Source organism: Clostridium sp. UBA5119 (assembly GCF_002414285.1).
In the GTDB taxonomy this organism is placed as follows: Bacteria; Bacillota; Clostridia; order Clostridiales; family Clostridiaceae; genus Clostridium_J; species Clostridium_J sulfidigenes.
Genome location: NZ_DHYX01000008.1, coordinates 1 through 20,153, shown reverse-complemented (window position 1 = coordinate 20,153; position 20,153 = coordinate 1). Strand labels below are relative to the sequence as shown.

General features: G+C 30.2%; 17 protein-coding genes. 2 read left to right on the top strand and 15 right to left on the bottom strand.

Annotated features, from left to right (window positions below; all coding sequences use genetic code 11):
- The 5 genes from B2671_RS00800 to B2671_RS00780 form a co-directional block, all read right to left on the bottom strand.
- The coding region (locus B2671_RS00800) for an MATE family efflux transporter (protein ID WP_346868698.1) at positions 1 to 341 on the bottom strand (341 nt) is incomplete at its 3' end.
- Positions 342 to 522: 181 nt separating this feature from the next.
- Positions 523 to 1,029, bottom strand: a complete 507-nt coding sequence (locus B2671_RS00795) for an L-serine ammonia-lyase, iron-sulfur-dependent, subunit alpha (RefSeq protein ID WP_346868697.1) — start codon at positions 1,027 to 1,029, stop codon at positions 523 to 525.
- A 901-nt stretch (positions 1,030 to 1,930) separates the two neighbouring features.
- On the bottom strand, positions 1,931 to 2,800 hold the full coding sequence (locus B2671_RS00790) for a radical SAM protein (RefSeq protein WP_346868696.1): 870 nt from the start codon (positions 2,798 to 2,800) through the stop codon (positions 1,931 to 1,933).
- Between the two features lie 203 nt (positions 2,801 to 3,003).
- On the bottom strand, positions 3,004 to 3,792 hold the full coding sequence (locus B2671_RS00785; protein ID WP_414632593.1) for a rhomboid family intramembrane serine protease: 789 nt from the start codon (positions 3,790 to 3,792) through the stop codon (positions 3,004 to 3,006).
- A 218-nt stretch (positions 3,793 to 4,010) separates the two neighbouring features.
- The gene (locus tag B2671_RS00780) at positions 4,011 to 5,162 is read right to left on the bottom strand and encodes an FprA family A-type flavoprotein (protein ID WP_346868695.1); all 1,152 of its coding nucleotides are present in this window, start codon (positions 5,160 to 5,162) and stop codon (positions 4,011 to 4,013) included.
- A gap of 447 nt (positions 5,163 to 5,609) precedes the next feature.
- On the opposite strand from B2671_RS00780, the gene B2671_RS00775 reads away from it, so the two are divergent.
- Positions 5,610 to 6,188 (top strand): sigma-70 family RNA polymerase sigma factor, encoded by a 579-nt coding sequence (locus B2671_RS00775; RefSeq protein ID WP_346868694.1) that lies wholly within the window; start codon positions 5,610 to 5,612, stop codon positions 6,186 to 6,188.
- 174 nt (positions 6,189 to 6,362) lie between these two features.
- Here the strand turns inward: B2671_RS00775 and B2671_RS00770 are convergent, their stop codons facing one another.
- Together B2671_RS00770 and B2671_RS00765 are read right to left on the bottom strand one after the other, a co-directional pair.
- Positions 6,363 to 6,986, bottom strand: a complete 624-nt coding sequence (locus B2671_RS00770) for an SGNH/GDSL hydrolase family protein (RefSeq protein WP_346868693.1) — start codon at positions 6,984 to 6,986, stop codon at positions 6,363 to 6,365.
- A gap of 70 nt (positions 6,987 to 7,056) precedes the next feature.
- Positions 7,057 to 9,858: a M4 family metallopeptidase gene (locus tag B2671_RS00765; protein ID WP_346868692.1), complete on the bottom strand. Its 2,802-nt coding sequence runs from the start codon at positions 9,856 to 9,858 to the stop codon at positions 7,057 to 7,059.
- A gap of 288 nt (positions 9,859 to 10,146) precedes the next feature.
- Between B2671_RS00765 and B2671_RS00760 the strand changes: the two genes are divergently transcribed.
- Complete coding sequence (locus B2671_RS00760; protein WP_346868691.1) at positions 10,147 to 10,575, top strand: CBS domain-containing protein; 429 nt, start codon at positions 10,147 to 10,149, stop codon at positions 10,573 to 10,575.
- A gap of 93 nt (positions 10,576 to 10,668) precedes the next feature.
- Here B2671_RS00760 and B2671_RS00755 read toward each other — a convergent pair whose 3' ends face one another.
- The 8 genes from B2671_RS00755 to B2671_RS00720 all read right to left on the bottom strand — a co-directional run bounded on the left by B2671_RS00755 (position 10,669) and on the right by B2671_RS00720 (position 20,009).
- Positions 10,669 to 11,211, bottom strand: coding sequence for a transposase (locus B2671_RS00755; protein ID WP_346868690.1), 543 nt, complete (start codon positions 11,209 to 11,211; stop codon positions 10,669 to 10,671).
- Between the two features lie 174 nt (positions 11,212 to 11,385).
- A complete protein-coding gene (locus B2671_RS00750; RefSeq protein WP_346868689.1) occupies positions 11,386 to 12,483 on the bottom strand; it encodes a CDP-glycerol glycerophosphotransferase family protein in 1,098 nt (365 codons plus the stop codon).
- Positions 12,480 to 13,616 (bottom strand): CDP-glycerol glycerophosphotransferase family protein, encoded by a 1,137-nt coding sequence (locus tag B2671_RS00745; RefSeq protein WP_346868688.1) that lies wholly within the window; start codon positions 13,614 to 13,616, stop codon positions 12,480 to 12,482. The genes B2671_RS00750 and B2671_RS00745 overlap by 4 nt, the downstream gene beginning before the upstream one ends.
- A gap of 165 nt (positions 13,617 to 13,781) precedes the next feature.
- Positions 13,782 to 14,825 (bottom strand): iron-containing alcohol dehydrogenase family protein, encoded by a 1,044-nt coding sequence (locus B2671_RS00740; protein ID WP_346868687.1) that lies wholly within the window; start codon positions 14,823 to 14,825, stop codon positions 13,782 to 13,784.
- A 19-nt stretch (positions 14,826 to 14,844) separates the two neighbouring features.
- Positions 14,845 to 15,570 carry a phosphocholine cytidylyltransferase family protein gene (locus B2671_RS00735; protein WP_346868686.1) on the bottom strand — a complete coding sequence of 242 codons (726 nt, stop codon included), beginning with the start codon at positions 15,568 to 15,570 and terminating at the stop codon, positions 14,845 to 14,847.
- Between the two features lie 32 nt (positions 15,571 to 15,602).
- Complete coding sequence (locus tag B2671_RS00730; protein WP_346868685.1) at positions 15,603 to 18,314, bottom strand: CDP-glycerol glycerophosphotransferase family protein; 2,712 nt, start codon at positions 18,312 to 18,314, stop codon at positions 15,603 to 15,605.
- Between the two features lie 15 nt (positions 18,315 to 18,329).
- Positions 18,330 to 19,187, bottom strand: a complete 858-nt coding sequence (locus B2671_RS00725; RefSeq protein WP_346868684.1) for an ABC transporter ATP-binding protein — start codon at positions 19,185 to 19,187, stop codon at positions 18,330 to 18,332.
- 15 nt (positions 19,188 to 19,202) lie between these two features.
- Complete coding sequence (locus B2671_RS00720) at positions 19,203 to 20,009, bottom strand: ABC transporter permease (protein WP_346868683.1); 807 nt, start codon at positions 20,007 to 20,009, stop codon at positions 19,203 to 19,205.
- Positions 20,010 to 20,153 lie beyond the last annotated feature (144 nt).

Genomic DNA, 20,153 nt, shown 5'->3' with positions numbered 1-20,153 from the left:
TGGTCTAAATTAAAAACACTGGTTATAAGAACACTACTTATAATTCCTATACCTAAAACCTTCTGTATATTATTTTCATCTCTCTTGCCCCAAAGTTGAGCTATAAAAACTGCACATCCTGAACTTATTCCCATTATAAATAAGCTAAATATAAAATAAAATTGATTAGCAATACCTACTGCTGCTAACTCAACTTCTCCAACTCTTCCTATCATCAAAGTATCTAGCATATTTACTGAGGAAGCTATTAGATTCTGCAATATAATTGGTAAAGCTAGAAATAATACCATCTTATAAAAATTTTTATCATAAAATAGCTCTTCTAAAGTTTTCTTAGTCATAGATGTTCTCCTTTCCGGCAAAAAAAATACCACTTTGAAGGTTATCAAAGTGGTTTGCTTCAGCACTTGTATAATTTAAAAAATTACACTTCTATTTAGTTTTACAAAACTTAATTTCCTATAAAATTATAGGTAATTTAAACGATACTGTCAACTATTACGAGTTAAAAATTTATCCCTTTTACTTACACATCATCAAATTAAGGATAACTCTGTCTGCATCAGCCATTCCAACTACCCCTAAATCTGCCATATTCTTTATAGTTCTCTCTACATCCTCATGAACAATTCCATCATGAGATGAAACTTCTACCCCTTCTAATGCAAGGGCTGCGCATAGCACTGATGTACCTACTGCTGTAGAAATTTTTAGAGCACATCCTGGCTTTGCTCCATCACAAACCATACCAGATACGTCTGCCACCATATTTTTTATAGCTTTATTTATAGCACATAGTTCGCCTCCTAACATATAAACAATGGCACAACTAGCTCCAATTGAAGCTGCAACTCCACATCCACATAGAGCTGAAAGTCTTCCTATAAAGCTTTTTACATGAATAGTTATAAGATCACTAAGGGCTACGGCTCTAACTAAAGTATCATCACTAACTTCCAGTTTTTCCGCAGCTGCAATTACAGGTAAAGTAGCTGTCAATCCTTGGTTTCCACTACCTGCTGTACTCATTACTGGCNNGTTTGAAGTGAATCTGCAAACATCTTACTGTTCTTTCCATCTAATAAAATTTTCCCTGCTTTAAGTCCATATTCTTCTTTTCTTCCAGCCTCTGAAACTCTACGATTCATCTCTATACCTTCCATTAAGAACTCTACATCTTCATAGGGTACAGTTTTTATGAATTCATATATATCTTTAACAGATAACTGTTCATCGTCTCTATTATCCTCTGTAGCTACAGTCTTAACCTCTTCGATTTCAAACAATATCTCTTCATTTCTAGTAATTAAAACTATATTGTTATGTTTATTTTTAATTATTACAGAACAGCTATCATGACCCTTATGTCCAATAACCTCTACATAAAGTTTTTCCGGTGCTTTAGTAAGGTCTATTGTAACCTTGCCCTCTGCTAAATATTCCTTTGATTTTTCAATATCTAACTTAGTAACATCCTTTAAAACCTCTAATCCCACCTCCGCATTACCACCAATAGCTCCAAGAGCTGCTGCAATATTTAAACCAACCATTCCTGTACCAGGTATTCCTACTCCCATACCATTTTTTAGAATATTACAGCTTACAAGAACCGTAACTCTATCTGGAACTCCTCCTAAAGCTTGACTACATTTTGCTGTTGCAAGGGCTAGAGCTATGGGCTCTGTACATCCTAATGCTGGTATAACTTCTCTTTTAAGAATATTTATGTATGTATTTTTCATTATTAACATCCTTCCTTAATAGACTGTTTTTAAATTAAATAGCTCTTTAATTTAAATAGTNNTACATTAATATTTAGGCTCCGTTGAAATTAGGTAATGGTTTACATTTCATGTTGACCTTCTTCATTAGGTTTTAAAGTTATTTAACATATTAATTATATCAAAGGGAGGGCTTTATTTCAATATTATTAAAGCCCTCTAAAATATTCTGGTTTAAAGTTATTTTGTCCTGCTAAAAAACCTTCTATATCTGAAAGTAATCTTTCCTTTTCTTTACCTAATACTGCAGCTAGTGGTGCATAGTTTGATGCATGATTGCTTCTAAATATGCAATTTGTAAGATCTAGTTCTTTAACAAGGTGATATACCTCCTCCATTACTTCCCTAGGATTTAAAAGCATAAGAGCTCCTCTTTTTATTTCTTCATATATAGGTGCATCTTCAGGAGTCATAAGGGTTAAAAGTCCTAGATAATCTGGATCTATGACATTAATAACCTTTGCTGAGTTTAAAGCATGATTTTTCCAGTTCTCTACTCCACCTAAGCCACTTATTAGAGTACAAGATAACTTTATTCCACTATCCTTAATTTTTCTTCCAGCCTCAATAAGTTCCTTTGAGGTTGCTCCCTTATTTACTTTAAGTAAAACTTCGTCATCTCCACTTTCTATACCTAGATATACCATTGCCAAACCCTTACTTTTTAAAAGCTTTAATTCCTCTGGAGTTTTAAGTAAAATAGACTTAGGACTAGCATATACAGTAATGCTTTTACATTCTGAAAATAACTCTTTAATTTTATCTAAAATTATTATAAGTCTTTCTGTAGGCATGATAAGAGCATCACCATCAGCTATAAATATTTTTTCTATGTGTCCATACCTCTCCCTAGCCCAAACTAAATCCTCAATTACCTCTTCTAAAGCTCTCATTCTAAACTGCTTTTCCTTATACATATTACAAAAACTACATTTGTTGTGAGAACAACCAATAGTAGCTTGAACTATTAAACTTCTTCCTTCACTAGGTGGTCTATAAATTGCACCTTCATATCTCATAAATTCTCCTCCTTCATATATAGAAATTCTTATCCTAGGATGTAGCAGCTCTTTCCTCTACCTTTGAATAAGATGGCAATAGTAGAGCTGATAGTCATGGAATAAAAAAGGAATACATCAAAATTTAACTAACCCTAATAGTTAGCCTTTAATTCTGATGGATCCCTTAATTTTTTTATAACAAATAGTAGTGGTGTACACTACTATTCATTAATATGTTCATGATTTTTCAAGTGATTCATACAATATTCCTTATGTCCACTACATTTTGAACAATATCTAAACTCCATATTAGGGTCATCTCTTTCAGTTATTCCACATACAGTGCATCTATGACGTACATAATCCTTCATTTCTATGACTTTAAATTTTTCCTTATTCTTCTTAACCTTCTTCTTAGTTTTAAATAACTCTATAAAGTCTTTTCCAAAGAAAATAAAGTAGTTAGCTAAAGATGCAAGGATCATGAGTTTTATTCCAATTCCACCCATTATAAACTGTTGTGCCAAAAGCACTGCATTTAAAATTCCTAAATACTTAACTTTAACTGGTAAAATGAAAAATAGTAAAACTTCATGGTTAGGATATATAGATGCAAAGGCTAAAAATAAAGTTAAATTTATAAATACCCCTGTAGCAGGACTACCTCCAATTAAAGATACAATTATGGTAGCAATCATCCCTACTAAATAATATATATTAAATTTAAAGCTTCCCCAAGCCTGTTCTAACCCCATACCTATAATATAGTAGAAGTAAAGGGTAAACAGTATCCAAAAAGCACTGGTTGCTGGTGGAATTAAAATAAAGGTAACTAACCTCCACACTTGACCTGCCATTACTGCCTGCGGTATTAACATTAGGTTTGCCTCTAACCCTGGATTTATAACCTCTAATAAAAATACAGCCAAATTAGCTGCTACAATGTATTTCATCAATCCACTAATGGCATACCTGCCATATTTTCTCTCTAACTTATTTAACCACTTCAATATAATCACTCCTATAAAAATGCAATGAATTTTATCAGCTTTCTTACATTTTACCATATTTTCTCTCTATAGCCTATTCCCTAATAAAATCTTTCATGTAAACATATTATTAAGTTTGTAATAAGTATTGGCTATGAAAAAAGGTATGGAATATAACATTTTTTATATTATATCTCATACCTTAATAATATACCATAATCTATTATTATATACTAAATTTATTTTAACATTCCAAGGAAGTTATCAGCAAATTCATCTGCTAACTTAAGTTCTTCTTCACTTGGTACAAAGTTAAATTTAAAACCTGGATCAATTACATTAAATTTAAGGCTCTTTAATCTCTCTGAAAGCATAGGTACACTTTCTCCACTCCAACCATAAGATCCAAAAGCTCCTGCAATTTTACCACGATTTATAATGGCACTAACATGAGCAAGTAAATTCCAAGCTGGCNNCGAACCGACTAAGATACCACTTGACTTTTCTACAAGAGATACAAGTTCCTCTAAAGGTGTAGTTGTAATTTCATGAACTCCAGCCTTAATTCCTCTTTTTTCAATGGCATCCTTTAAATGATTTGCAACCTTTTCTGTATTTCCATAAGCAGAAACATAGAATATTTGAATGTTTTTTTCTTCAATAGTAGCTTCCTTAGCCCAAGTTTTATATAAATTTTTATAATATTCTCTATCATCAATATGAACTGGACCATGGCTAGGCGCAATAATTTCAGCTTCCGTATTTTCAATCTTATCAAGGGCCATATTAACAAATTTTTTGAAAGGTCCCATGATAACATCAAAATAATATTTCATTTCAGTTTCATAGTTTCCACAACAACTATCAGTAATACATCCACTTGGTGAATAATGACATCCCATAAAATCACATGTAAATAATATCTTTTCATCTACTAAGTAAGTAAATATACTATCAGGCCAATGAAGATTTGGTGCATTTATGAATCTTAAAGTCTTCTTTCCTATAGATAGCTCCCCTGAAGCGTCTATAGAATTAAATTCCATGTTTATAATTCCTTTAAGATATCTTACAGCAGCCTTTGAACCAACAACCTGAGCTTCTGGATATTCCTTTAATAGCTCCTTTAATGAACCACTATGATCAAGTTCTGTATGCTGAACTACAATATAATCTATTTTTTTATCTCCAATAATAGATTTAATATTCTTTAAATACTGTTCAAAGTAACCATCCTTAACTGTGTCAATAATAGTGATTTTTTCATCTTCAATTAAATAGGAATTATATGTAGTTCCCATTTTTGTTTCCATTATTATGTCAAATACTCTAAGTTCAGGATTATTAACCCCAACCCAATGAACTGAATTAGTTAATTTTAAAGGTTCCATTTCATTACCTCCACATTCATATTATCTTCCATACTTACATATTAACAAACAATTATTATCTATTGCAAGATATTCTGCATTATTTAAAAAAATTTTTATAATACAGAAAGAATATATTCAAATCATTTAAATCTCTTATCTCGTGATAATATATATTATTCTGTTTTAATTATCAACTAATACAGTATATTAATATCTTGTATACTTCTCCAATATATATTTCTCCTATATATATTGTTCCTCTTTCACTATATATTATAATATAACCTATAAATATAGAATTAAAATTTTAATCCATACATTTTTATTTAGATATATTTATCCAAATATTTCAAATTATATATTTACACAAACTAATGTTTGTGTTAAAATTTTTTTATTAGTTATATTTCCACTTCTTCAAAAAAATGCATATATATTATTAAAGTATTTTAGGAGGTTATATATATGGATTATTCCAATTTAAAGAATCTTATATTAAAAGCAAAAAATAAAGACCAAAGTGCAATGGAAGAATTGATAAATGAATACAAATACCTAATAATCAAACAAGCTTCAATGGTTCATGTACGAGGTTATGAAATGGAAGACTTAATTCAAATGGGAAACATAACCTTAATGCGTTGCCTTGAAAAATACACGCCGGAAAAAGGCAATTTTACAGCTTATGTATCCTATGCAATAAAAAATAATTTTAACTACCTAATAAGGCAAAGAGCAAAAGATAATGAAGTGCAAACCATCGAGGCTCCAATTGAAGCTAACCTTAGAATAGAGGATACTTTAATAGATGATGCATCAGTTGAAGATAGTTTTATAGAAAAAGAAATGTGTAAACTTATAAAAAAAGAAGTGGACAACCTCCAAGAAAACTTAAGAGATTTAATAACCTTCATATACATAAATTGTGAAGGCAACCTAAAAGATTATTCAAAATCCAGAAACCTTAACTATTCAACAGCAGCAAAAAGAAGAACCGTAGCTCTTAACAAGCTAAGGTCCTCACTTAATTCTTTATGTGTATAGTAATAATGAAAATTCTTATTCATGACAGGTTAATCATTTGAAACCAAAATTTAATGGTTTCTACATTGATTAGCTTTTGTCATTTCTAAGAATTTTCATATATATTATAAAACTACAATAAATAATATGCGTATCTACGTTAGCATATACTCTGTGTATCCACTTTAGTATATCCTACTTAAATATCTCCTTTAAACCCTTATATCCATGCTTTAATGGAGTTAAAAATACAAGTTTGGCCTCTGGCTTAGCCTTTTGTGCTGTATTTATAACCGCTTGCACATCTCCGTAAAATGATTCAACTTCTCCCCCATCATCTTTAGTTCCTAGGGCTCTTCCTTTAGTATAGTCATTAGTACCTACCATAATAATTATAATATCTGTATCCTTAAGGGTTTCTTCATTAATTAAGTTAATCATATTACTCATAACTAAGCCATTATTAGAGTTATTTGTTACACTTTTTAAATTCAAAAGTGTTTTTACCTTTTCTTGATATGTACTGCCTTTCGAAACTCCATCTCCAAGAGAAAGTAGAGTTTTTCCTTCCAAAATGAATTTTTCTTCACTTCCCTGGCTTTCACCCTTAACATTACCTTCTTTTTTCTCTTCTTCAGGTTTAGATGTTAGATTTATTGAGCTTTCATATGGCTTTTTACTTTCTAAAATCTTTTCTTTTTCCTTCTTAGATTTATTTATACCTAAAGCTAAGGTAGCAATTAACGCAACAGATAGTACTATGCATAATATAGTTTGTATCCTATATTTGTATATTTCTAAACTAATATTTGAACCCATAAAATGGAATGGGGTCAGACCCCCTCCCATTTTATGGGTGGGGGTCTGACCCCGTGGTATTAAATGGTATTTATTGTTGAATGCAGCTTTTTAAAGAAGTTACTGCTTTATCTGCAATTCCTCCACCAGTTCTTATGATTATATTTCCAAATCTCTTATCTAGCACAGTTTTTTGTTCTATTGTTAAGTCAACTCCTGATAAAACTACTGGTGATCCATTAAGGGCTGCAACTGGACCTGCTGCTAGAGCGTCTATTAGTTGTAGTCCTNNTCCATAGAATTTATCTATAACCATGGCATTAGTTGCATATCTATCTTTGCCACCTAATCTATTTTTTGTTATATTTGCTGAAGTGATTCCATTAACTTTGTTTAAAACACTGTCAGCTACAACAGTAGTACCACCTATGATATAAGCATTTTCTAAAGTCTCTCCTTGTAACCAACTATATACTTTAGTTTGGACTTTATCCTTTTCCACTAAAACTATTGCCATCTTATCTCTACCTGCTACTGAAGCTATGGATAGAGCATCTGCTTGACCAATTCCATTACTTATAACTACCTTGTTTACATCATAGCAGTTTTTATCAATATACTTAGCAATTTCTAAAGAGGTGTCATATCTATCTGTTCCACCAATTCTTTCTACATTAGTTACACCTAGTGCTTTTAATTCCTTTATTACATTATCATTAACTACAGTAGCTCCACCTACTATAATAGCATTTTTAGCGCCTAGTCTCTTTATTTCACCTTTAGTTCCTTCTGGAAGACTACTTGCTCCTGTTAAAAGTAAAGGTGCTTTTTTAAAGGTTGCTAGTGGTGTAGCAGCTAATCCATCTGCTAAAGCTCCTCCATTTGCTATCATTACAGTGTTTGCAGTTGTAAATTGACCCTTACTTAGTCTAACTGCTGTATCGTATCTATCAGTACCTATTAATGCATTAACTTGTACATTTCTTGGAACAACATTAATAACTCTAGGTATACTTACCTTGTTTCCATCGCTATCTGTTACTGTATAAGTTAAAGTGTATTTACCTACTTTATTAGTATTTACACTTCCACTAACGGCTATTTTAGTAGTTAAGTTTCCATCTTCAAGATCAGCAGCTGTAACTCCAGTCTTTGTATTGAAGATATTTCCTACTGTCACATTCTTAGCTGTGGCTCCTGAAATAACTGGCTTTTGTCCTTTATATGCAATTCCAGTTGAAGCAAAGCTATTCTTTATTGCAGTAATCTCATTAGATCCTTTTCCATATAAGTCGGCAGCTGCTTGTACAAGACAGTATGCTGCTTGTTGAAAATTAGTATCTGGATGCATGTATTGAGTCAAAGCTCTATAATATATCCTTGCAGTCTTATCCATTCCTATATTTTTAGCTATATTATATGCTGCTTTATTTGGAATCCCTGAATTATCATGAACTCCACCATAATCACCATCTTCTGTATTCGGAAGACCAGCAACGTAATTATCCATATGAGCTGGTTGACCATATATGGTAGGATCTGCCAAACTTCTTAAAGCATCCCCTTGAATGTTAGGAGTATAGATGTCATCTCCTACAACCCAATCAGCTGAGTCAAATTTCCAAGTTCCTCCATTAGCAACATTATACTTATTATAACTTGAAATAAGAACCCCAAACACATCAGCCATAGATTCATCTAATGCACCTGGTTGATACTCATAGACAAGTCCAGCTGTATATTCTACTACGCCATGAGTCATTTCATGACCAACTACATCTAAATCTCCGCTTAGGTATGTAAATTCTTCTCCATCTCCATCACCGTAAAACATCGTATCTCCAGCCCAAAAGGCATTATTGTAATTTGAGCCAAGATGAGTAATTGATTCTATTGCCATGCCCTTATTATCTATACTATTTCGATTAAATAAATTTTTATAAAAATCTATTACCTTATCTGCATTATAGTGAGCACTTACTGGAGCTTTATGTTCTTCAGTTGTAAACTCCTTAGTAGTATTTGATACTAAAAATATTTTAATTTCATCACCAATGCTGTTTTTTGCATCATAGGTAGCTATAGCTTCTGTAGCTTCATTTTTTAAATCTAACATTCGATATTCGCCTTTAGCTTCACTTAACTTTAGCTCTCTAGTTTTTCCTAGAACATCAATACCTGTTCCAGTTACTGGAGTATTATATCTTATCTTATTTTCTGTTTTTATTACCTTACCAGAATTTACTTCAACATAAACATCGTAACTTCCTATGGTAGGCTCCATAAAGAAAATATTTATCTTGTAAACTTCATAGTTCACACCATCTTCAGTTATTACTAACCTTTCAGCCTTTGGTGTCTTTTTTAATTTTTTAAATTCAAATTGACTTTTTGCTATTTTAATAGCTTCCTCAGGAGAAATAACCTTACTGCCAAGAGTAGTGATTTCTTTATTTTCTTCTAGGTTACCATTAACACTAACTATAACTCCGTTTTTATCATAGTGCACATTTATTAAGCTGTTATGCACTTCTGTTCCCTCAACAACTTGTGCAAACTTTACAAAAGTATCTCCTATGTCATCTTTATTTACTTCAACCACCTTTAGTTCCTCTTTTACATTATCAATTCCAAAGATATCTTTGTTCTCCTGTAAAAATTTAGTCGCTGAACTTTCGCCTGGAACTTTTTTATCAGAAAGCTCTCCTGATAAAAAGACTTGTCCATCATTTTCCTTTAGTTCTACTGTTTCATCACTTAACTTCTCAAGTTTCTCTATAGCTTGTACTTTTTTTCCTTCTTTATCTACCTTTAATTCTGCAGCAAAGGCAGGTGCCGAAACAGTACATATTAATGATAAACCTAAAATAAGTGAAATAAGTTTTTTTCCCATAATTATCCCCTCATTTCTCTAACAAATTGCCTGACTTTAATAATTTAGTCAACACCTATTTATCATATTACCATAATTATTAAAAAAATGTAACTATTTTGCTAGAATTTCTAGGTTGTTTTTAGGATATTTTGAATTTTTTAGGCTAATTTAAAAATCTTTTAGGCTTTCTTGATTTTTATAGACTCATATATAGATCTATATCTAGTATCAATTTCAAAAAATTTCAGCATAGCAAGCTAATAAATAATAATTTAATTGGTTACTCTATATATGGAGGTGAAATTTATGAAAGTAAAAGAAATCATGTCAAAAGATGTTGCTTGTTTAACCCCAGAGGATTCTATTGAAAAAGCTGCTCAACTTATGAAACAATATAATGTTGGTTCCATACCGGTATGTAGTGACAAAATGATAAATGGTATAGTTACTGATCGTGATATTGCTTTAAGATCTGTAGCCTCAGGTCAGGATTCAGCCCAAACAAAAGTGAGAAATATCATGACTTCAAAACCTACTGTAGGGAACCCAGAAATGGATGTTCATGATGCTGCTGAAATAATGAGTAGAGAACAGATACGTAGACTTCCAATCGTAGAAAATAATAGTCTTGTAGGTATTGTTTCACTAGGAGATATTTCCCTTGAACCTATTCTTTCTGACAATGCCCAAGATGCTCTTAAGAGTATATCTGAGCCTACAGGTAGCCAAATGTAATTTAAAATCGGGGTCACACCTTTTTTTGTAATGGGGTCTGACCCCCTTCCAAAAACTGTTAGGGGGTCAGACCCCATTACATTTTCTTACATCCTATTTAATGCCATTATCTATAAATAATTTATATGATTTTCTTGCATTTATTTCTCCAAAGTAAGAAAGTATTCTTTCTGTATTTATTATTTTTTCCTTTGATAATCCCAAATACGTACTATAACTACTCCATTTATAATCTTGGGCATTTGTTACCATATTTGCTCTTAAGGGATTTAAGTGTATATATCTACTTACCTCTAATATATACTTATCTTCTTGTATTAATTCAGATCTGTATCTTCCTTGAAATAGATGTCCTATCAAATCATACTTTCTATTAAAATAAATAGAATATAGCATGTTTATCTTTTTCATGATATTTCCTATGCCATCATCTTTAGTCCCAATTGCTAAATGTACGTGGTTCGTCATCAAGCAATAACTATAAACATCAAAATCTAATTCTTCTTTAACCTTTTTTATAATTTTTAAATATACTTGATAATCCTCACTGTCTAAAAATATATCTTTTTTACGATTTCCTCTACACATAACATGATATATTGCTCCAGTATACCAAATACGAAGTTTCCTAGCCATATCCAATCTCCTTCCATGGGATTTTATTCCTTTAAATTATATCCTTGGATATTTAATTTAAACATTTAAAACAAATATCTTAAATAGAAAAAAGAAGAATATTTAAAAATATCCTTCTTTAAATTGGAATAATATTCCTCGGGGTCTGACCCCCTGGAAAATTTTTCATTGGGGTCAGACCCCCTTACATAAATTTACTATTAGCTCCACTACTCTTTCAGTGGATTTACCATCTTGATATTTAAAGTATTTATCTTTAAACTCTTCTATTTTATTAGAATAAGAAACTTCACTTAAAATAGCCTGTACTATTTCTTCTTCAGTTTTACAGATAGGGCCTGGCATAGTTTCTTCGTAGTCCATATATATTCCACGTTCTTTTTTGTATTGTTCCAAATCTGGTACAAAGAATATCATTGGCTTTTTCATTATTGAGAAATCAAAAATCACTGATGAATAATCTGAAATCAAGTAATCTGCAATGGAAAATAATCTTTTTATACTTTCACCATTTCCATCAATAATACTTTCATCATTGGCAATAACTCTGTCTCCCAAGGAAGGATGAAGCTTGTATATTATTACATACTCATCTCCCAATTGTTCCTTTAAGTATTGCAAATTTATTTCTTGATATTTTATATCATATATTGGGTCTCCTCTAAATGTGGGGGCATAAACTATAACTTTTTTCCCTTTTATGCTTGGAAATTTCTTGAGCATATGTCTTTTGTACTTTCTCATCTTTTCTTTAGAAAAAAGATTGTCCGTTAGAGGAATTCCTATAGGGAGAACACTATCTTCACTAACCCCAAAGGCAGTTGAGTAATGTTTTTTCCACTCTTCTGAAGTAGCTAAAACATAGTCATAATTTTTTATTGGATATTCTCTCTCTATATCATTCCCAAATTTTTTAATAGCGCCGCAAGCATGCCAAACTTGTATTACTTTTACTTCCTTTTTTTTGAAATTAGATACAACAAAATTATTATAATCTAAAAGCACTACCTTTGATGTATTTACATGATACACTTGCTTCATACAATTAAATAAATATGCTATATTTCCCTTTAGTGAATTTTCATAATTAGTGAGTATATACACTAATTCATAGGAGTTCTCTTTCTCTAATTTCTTTGAAATAAGTTTAAAATCTCTCTTCAATTTATCACTACAATAACATATGAAGGTAATTTTATTACTTTTCACTTTAAGAGGATATGTTACTAAATTCACCACAGCCAATATACAGTACACTATTATATTTTTCATTTTAATCTTTCCTTTATGATTAATTTCTCAACCACCTTCTGAGAAGCATGTCCATCTTCAAACTCATGGTATTGATTGATAAATTTCTGCAGAGTATACTTATAAGTTTCAAATATGTTTTTATCTTTTATTGCCTGTATTAGATCATTTTCATTTTCAAATATTGATCCTGGCAAATCCTTGTTTACGTCTAAATAAAAACCTCTTAACTCCTCTTCATACTCTTTTTTATCATACATATAGAAGAGTATAGGTCTATTTAAAATAGAGTAATCAAAAAATGTGCTTGAATAATCCGTTATTAAAATATCACTTACTACATATAATTCATTAATATCATAATTTTCCGGGAAAATATATAGGAAATCCTCTAAACCCTTAGAATCAAACTTATTAGCAATTAAGTAGTGTGGTTTGAAAATTACTACCCAATCATTTCCTAAGTTTTCATGCCACATATTAAAGTTTACTTTTAGCTCAAAATAATAACCTTTATCATTAAACTTATTATCCCTCCAAGTTGGACAATATAATAATACCTTCTTATCTTTAGGTATGTTTAGTCTATTTTTAATCTCTACTATTTTCTCTTCAGTTATATTAACTAAAAAATCATTTCTTGGATATCCAGTTTCAATTACTCTTTCTCTTTCAATATTAAAACAACTCATAAATTTTTCAGTAGAATGTCTATTAGGAGAAAGTAAATAATTATATCTAGCTACATCTATATCGTAGGACTTTAACATCTCATCTCTAGTTTGCTTGGACCTAAAAAATGTTGTTTCTTCTGCAACAGAAATATCGTGAGCCAATCTCTTTAAAGGAGTCCCATGCCAGCATTGAATATATATTTGATTTTTCTTCTTAATGCAGTACTCAGGCAGTTTAGAATTTATTACCCAAAACTTAGATTTTGCAAGATAATAAAAATACTTAAGGCCTCTATACTTAATTACCTTGGCACCTTGAATTTCTATATTGGGATTTTTTAATGCCCAAACATATTTAAAGTCATTTAATTCCTCTTTCTCTTGCATATATTCATATATATACTTTGGATTGCACAAATAGCCTCTACCCAAGTGAGCCACAAATAGTATTGTCTTTTCATCAACCTTTATATGCNNCACATGTTACAAAAAAGAATACTACCTTCTTTAATGTTTTAACTATATTCATATCATTTCGTCTCCTAACTCTTTAACATAATTATACAATATTACATTTGCTTTACAACTATTATTGTAAACTTTATGAAAACTCTTAAAGAGGGCTGTCTATAACAACCCTCATCTTCAAAATATTTCCATACGAGATAATTCTTCATAGATATTTTCATACACCTTTTTATCATCAATTGTATCAAAGATAGTATATCTACCTTTTCTTGTTTCAGGTGCATAATCCATAACCCTTAAAAATTCTTCTCTTGTTAATTTAGGAAGACTAATTTCTAATCTCTTATATATATCTATTATGTTTGAATAATCTTCCTTATATAGCATTAAGGAAATTATTGTACCCAAGGCTACTTGAATTCCATGGGGTGCCCTACCGCCTAATATGTAATCAATTGAATGACTAATCATATGTTCTGAGCCACTACAAGGTCTGCTAGTACCTGCCATTTCCATAGCTACTCCACTCATTATTAATGCATAACTTAAAGTCTCCAAAAACTTATAATCATCCAATGACATTTCTTCTCTAGTTATTATAGAAGCAATTGAACTTTTTGATAGCATTACAGCAAAATCATTAATACGTTCACCATTATATTTCTCTGCTAATTTCCAATCCTTCAATGCCACTATGTTAGATATTAAATCTCCCACCCCTGATTGTTTTAATATAAGAGGTGAACTTTTAATTATATCTAAATCAATTAAAATTGCAGTAGCGGGTTCACAACCACAACTATTTGTAATTCCGGTTTTATCTTTTAGAACAGCTATAGGTGATGCTATTCCATCATGAGCTAAAGCAGTTGGCATACTGATAAATTTAACTCTACTCATAAAAGAAACGTACTTACATATATCTAATACTCTACCTCCACCAAATCCTATTATTAAATCTGCCTTAAAATTAAATACTTTTTCATTTAACTTACTAACTTCCTTTATACTATTATCAGTGACACAGAAGATATAATTATCTTCTCCTAATTGGTTAATTATAAAATCTATCTTATCCTTATAAACATTAATTAGATTCTCATCAACAACAAATATATACTTAGAATATTTAATATTTTCTTCTTCTAAAATATTTTTTATATCACTAATAACATTTCGTTCAACTTTAAGTAGATTTGGTAATTGAAACTTATTTTCCAACGTAATCGCCTCTTTATTCTTATTTTATGTTAAATTGTACTACACTATCTAGTACTCTCTTATAATCTTCTTCAGTATCGATTTCAGTACATTTAAATTCATTTACTTCTTTTGCATTAACTTTAATATTATCAAGTATATTATTTATTGCATCTTCGTAATAAATATTAACCTCTCCATTGTTAACAAGTCTCTTTATTTCTTCAAATGTAGCTTGTGCTTCATTTTTTTCAAATTTTAAAATTCCTATATATTCACCGAAGCCTTCTTTAGGTGCTATTTTCTTACTAACTTCTACTATTCTATTACCATTTACTTTTACTTTCATTTCTTCTTCATCTAAAACTATATTTGTGTTTACAATCATAAAGCTATCATTAGTTTTATCAATATCCTTTAATATTAATGGATTATATATAATATCACAATTAAATAATATAAATCCATCTTTTAATTCTTCTTCACAAAGATGAACTGAGTAAATATTATTGCTTGTATTGTATTCTGCATTATATCTTAAGGTAATATTTAATTCAGAAAAGTTTTCACTAACATATTCACCTATTTTTTCTGATTTATAGCCTGTTATTATTAAGATTTCTTCAACACTTTCCATTGCTTTAATATCATTTAATATTCTTCCTAATAAAGTTGTATTCTCAACTGGCAATAAAGCCTTTGGAATTTCCTTAGTTATATCTCCTAATCTACTTCCCATGCCTGCTGCTAAAATTACTGCTTTCATTTATTTCTCCTCCATTAAATCCATTTTATATTTTACTTAAATACTGTCTCATAAACACGCTTAGCTGCATATCCATCATCTAGGTGACAGAATTTATTATAGAACGCTTCTTCTTTTTCTCTATATTCTTCTTTTACTTTTGATATATTTTCTAAAGACTCAATAACTGCTTCAGTAGTCTTTACCACTGGACCTGGTGCCACTTCTGGTAAACTAAAGTAAGCTCCTCTTAAATCATTTGTATACTTATCTAAATCATAGGCAAAGAAAACCATTGGTCTTCTTAGGTTTGCATAATCAAACATAGTTGATGAATAATCTGTAATCATTACATCTGATACTAAATAAAGTTCTTGTATATCACAGCCTTGAGACAGATCATATACAAACCCAGCATAATCAGAAACATTAATTGTATTAGCAATTAAATAATGCATTCTTAGAATTAAGATATACTCATCACCTAGAGCTTTCATCATTTTATCCAACTCTAATTCCATAGTCATTTTATAATGACCTTTTCTATAAAAATTATCCTCACGCCATGTTGGTGCATACATTACTACTTTTTTATCCTTAGGTAAATTGAATTTATCCTTTAATTCATTAATGTATTTTCCATTGTTCCCTTTATATAAAATATCATTTGCCGGATATCCATAAGGAAGCATTACCTTATCAAAGGAAAAGGCTCTTTTAAATATCTCTGCAGAATAATCATTTTGAGCAATAAGATAATCCCATCTTCTAGAGTTTCTATAGAATTTTTCTTTATAATCATTAACATCTCTAACCCCTGGCATACTTGCATTAAACATATCATTACCTAAGGTCTTGTACGGTGTACCATGCCAAGTTTGTAAGTAAGAAACCTCTGGCCTTTTAATTATTTCATCAGCTTGTCTTGCATTAAACACCCAATAACCAGCTGTAGCCATGTAATAATAATATTTTAAAGTCTTCCTCTTAACCTTTTTAGCTCTACCTATTACCTCATCCTCAGTATTATTTAAAATCCATATTAATTCATACTTTTTATCTAATCCTTGCTCTACAAAGTAATTATAGACATACTTAGGATTTCCTGATACATTTCTTCCTAGGAAACTTTCAAATAGCACCCTTTTCTTTTTAACTGGGCACTTTAAGAATATATCATTATATAATTTTAAGCATATATTTTTATATTTTTTACTAGATTGTACTATATCATACTTACTAAAGAAAATAGAATACCTATTAATCTCAGATACTACATTTTTAAACTCCTGAGTATCAATTTGTGTATATAAAGTTACTCCCTTTAATAGCATCTCATCTACGAAAGCTTTCACATTATCACACTTATAATGACAAACATAAGTTTTTTTACCTTTTTTAACAACCTTGTTACATGTCAACTCTGTATTTGTAGTTGCAACATTAGTTTTTATCAATCTTGAATTTAATAATTTATCAACATTCTCTTTAGTTCTATATTTTATTTTTAACTTATTCTTTCCAACATATATTGATAAAATCTGGTCTATATTTATTTCGCTTTCTACTGACAAAGCTAACTTTTTCTCAACTTCAGTAATGTAAGCTTTTAATAAAATATTATCTCTGGTGCCTCTTATCATCTCAGAAAGTATAATATCATCTTCACTATTTTTATAAGATATATCTTCACTAACTAAAACTTCATTATTTTCTAGCATCTCTATCTTTAAATTCCATTTCCCAGAAAATGCTCTTTTTATATCCCCTATTTCTTCACTACTAATTACATAGCTAAAACTTCCTTGTACTACCTCTAATGAATTTGCAATAATTATACTATTATCTGCAGCAATGAGCTTAATAATAGTTTCCACCCCTGGAACCTGGAAAACATCTATAGTAGCATTAAGGTTTCCATTAATTATTATATTTCCATCTTCATAACTCATCCTTTTAATAATAGGTGCTATAGCAAGTTTTCCATTTATATCAAAGACTAAATTCTTAGTTTTTTCTTCAGATTTGACAATTAAATTCTTCATGCCCTGTTCATCTTCAAACTTAATCTTTTGAAATCTTACTTCCTCTTTAAACTTAACATCAAGAACTCTATCTTCAATTATTAGTAATGTATTAACATAACCTTCAATACTCCTTGGCACCCTATCAATATGAATTTTAAACCATAGTGTTTCCCCTTGTACTTCACTTGGGTTCACTTCAATGTTTTCTTGATTTCTATCGTAAATCATTAACTTAGCCTTCATATCCTCAGTACCACGACTTTTATTATGATTAGCTTCTAGTTCTTCATAACCCTTAAGTTGTCCTTTAATATGTAGGAAATTCTCTCTAATATAACTTGTCTCAATTTCAAAATAGCTACTACTTTCATCGTTATACTCTTCTATTATTAGCTCTACTTCATTTTCTCCATTTACAAATATATCAACGGCATACATTTGTTTACCTATTTTCAAGTTAAAACCTTTACATATATAGTTTTCACCCATGGTCTTCATTTGATTTAATCTTAGAGAGGTTGTTTCCTCATCATCATTACACAGTAAAAACTGAGACTTTTCGCCAAAGAAACACCAATTTTTTTTTACTATCTCTTGTAAATCAATTGCATTTTCAAAGCAATTAACCTTTAATAAAACCTTAGGGCTAAATAAAACTAACTTAGACAGTTCCTTATTAGATTTTATATGAATTTTATCATTTTCAATATATACATTTTTTATATACTTGTTATTCATTATGCCATATCCCTTCTATCCTTTAACCTTCAATAGACATTTTACTTTCTTCAAATATGAAAACAATGCTGTTTTGCTCTTATTATCAGTATCTTTATCCCTATCTACTGCAATTCTTTTTTCAAAGGCTTCATTTTTTAACTTTTTCTTTTCCTTTGGTGTTTTCTTCTTATATTCATTTACAAAGGCTTCATATTTATCTGCAACACTTTCTAGATCACCATATTCCATTAGGTAACCGCCTTCAATCCACAAACCCTTATTGCAAAAGCTCTTAATTTGTGATATGGAATGGCTAATAAAAAATATTGTTTTACCTTCTGTTTTAAATTCTTCAATCTTTTTAATACACTTTGCTGAAAAACTGCTATCTCCTACAGATAAAGCTTCATCAATTATAACTATATCAGGGTTTAGATTTATAGATATAGAAAATCCTAACCTTGATTTCATACCACTAGAATAAGTCTTAAGTGGTTGGTATAAAAAATCTCCTAACTCTGCAAACTCTATAACACCTTCAGTTATCTCATCTATTCTCTTTTTAGATAAGCCTAATAGAGCACCCTTCATTTTAATATTCTCAAGGCCTGTTAACTCACTATTTAACCCTGTGTTTATTGCTATTAAAGATTGCTCCCCTACTATTTTAACATTTCCTTCATCCACTTCAGATATTCCAGCTAAAATTGAAGAAAGAGTAGATTTTCCTGAACCATTGGTTCCCAATACACCTACTACATCCCCTTTTTCAACCTTAAAGCTAATATCTTTTAATGCATAAAAATTTCTATGATTTGATTTACCCTTACTTTTTTTTAACTTAAATATCTTAGACACATTTTTAAATTCTACAGAATACTGATTATCCATTGGTTTCACTCCATTTTACATCATGTCAACAAATCTATGTCTAAACTTGTACATTAGTGTACTACCTGCTATAAACATAGTCGTTATAATTACCCAAAACACTATCATCTCATTAATATTAGATAATATTCCTTCATGATAGAAGAAACTATCTCTATACCCCTGAACGATATAATATATTGGATTACACTTCATAATTTTTTGTATATTCTTAGGCATCTTATCCATTGTCCATAATATAGGGGTTATATACATCAACATTCTCATAGTTGCATTAACTATTTTTTTCACATCTCTCGTAAACATATTAAGCACTGATGTTATCATTGCTAGAGATACTGAAAAAGCCATACCACATATTAAGTAGTATAAAACTTGAAAATTATATAGGCTAGGTACCATGCCCCTAATAAGAAAAATCACATATATTATTACCAGCATACATAAATGAATAATGGCTTCTTCCACCACTACTGTTGTAGGCAAAATGCTCACTGGAAATTTCATTTTTCTTATTACCTTTATCTTTGAAGAAATAGACGTTACTCCCTTCCTTATTGAGGGACTAATAAAAAACCATACTGCCATTCCCGCTAATAGCCAGTCCAAAAACTCAATTCCATCTACTGGTTTACCACTTCTTATACCTATTCCAAAGACAAACCAATATGTTGAAATTTGAATTAGCGGATTTAATACATTCCAGAGTATTCCTAATTTAGAGTCTCTGTTTTCTGCTAATATTTCATACTTAGCAATTAAAAAAATCCTATATATATTGCTTATATTTTCACTTACCACATACCTTATGCTCTTTATCATATTTACCTCTTTATCATATCTTCTCATAAAAATTACTATGACTTTAAAAATTTTATTTTATCTTTCTCTTCAAATCTTATATCATTTTATCACATCAACTAACATCTAACAAGATTTATTGCCTTTATCCGATGACTATCAGCT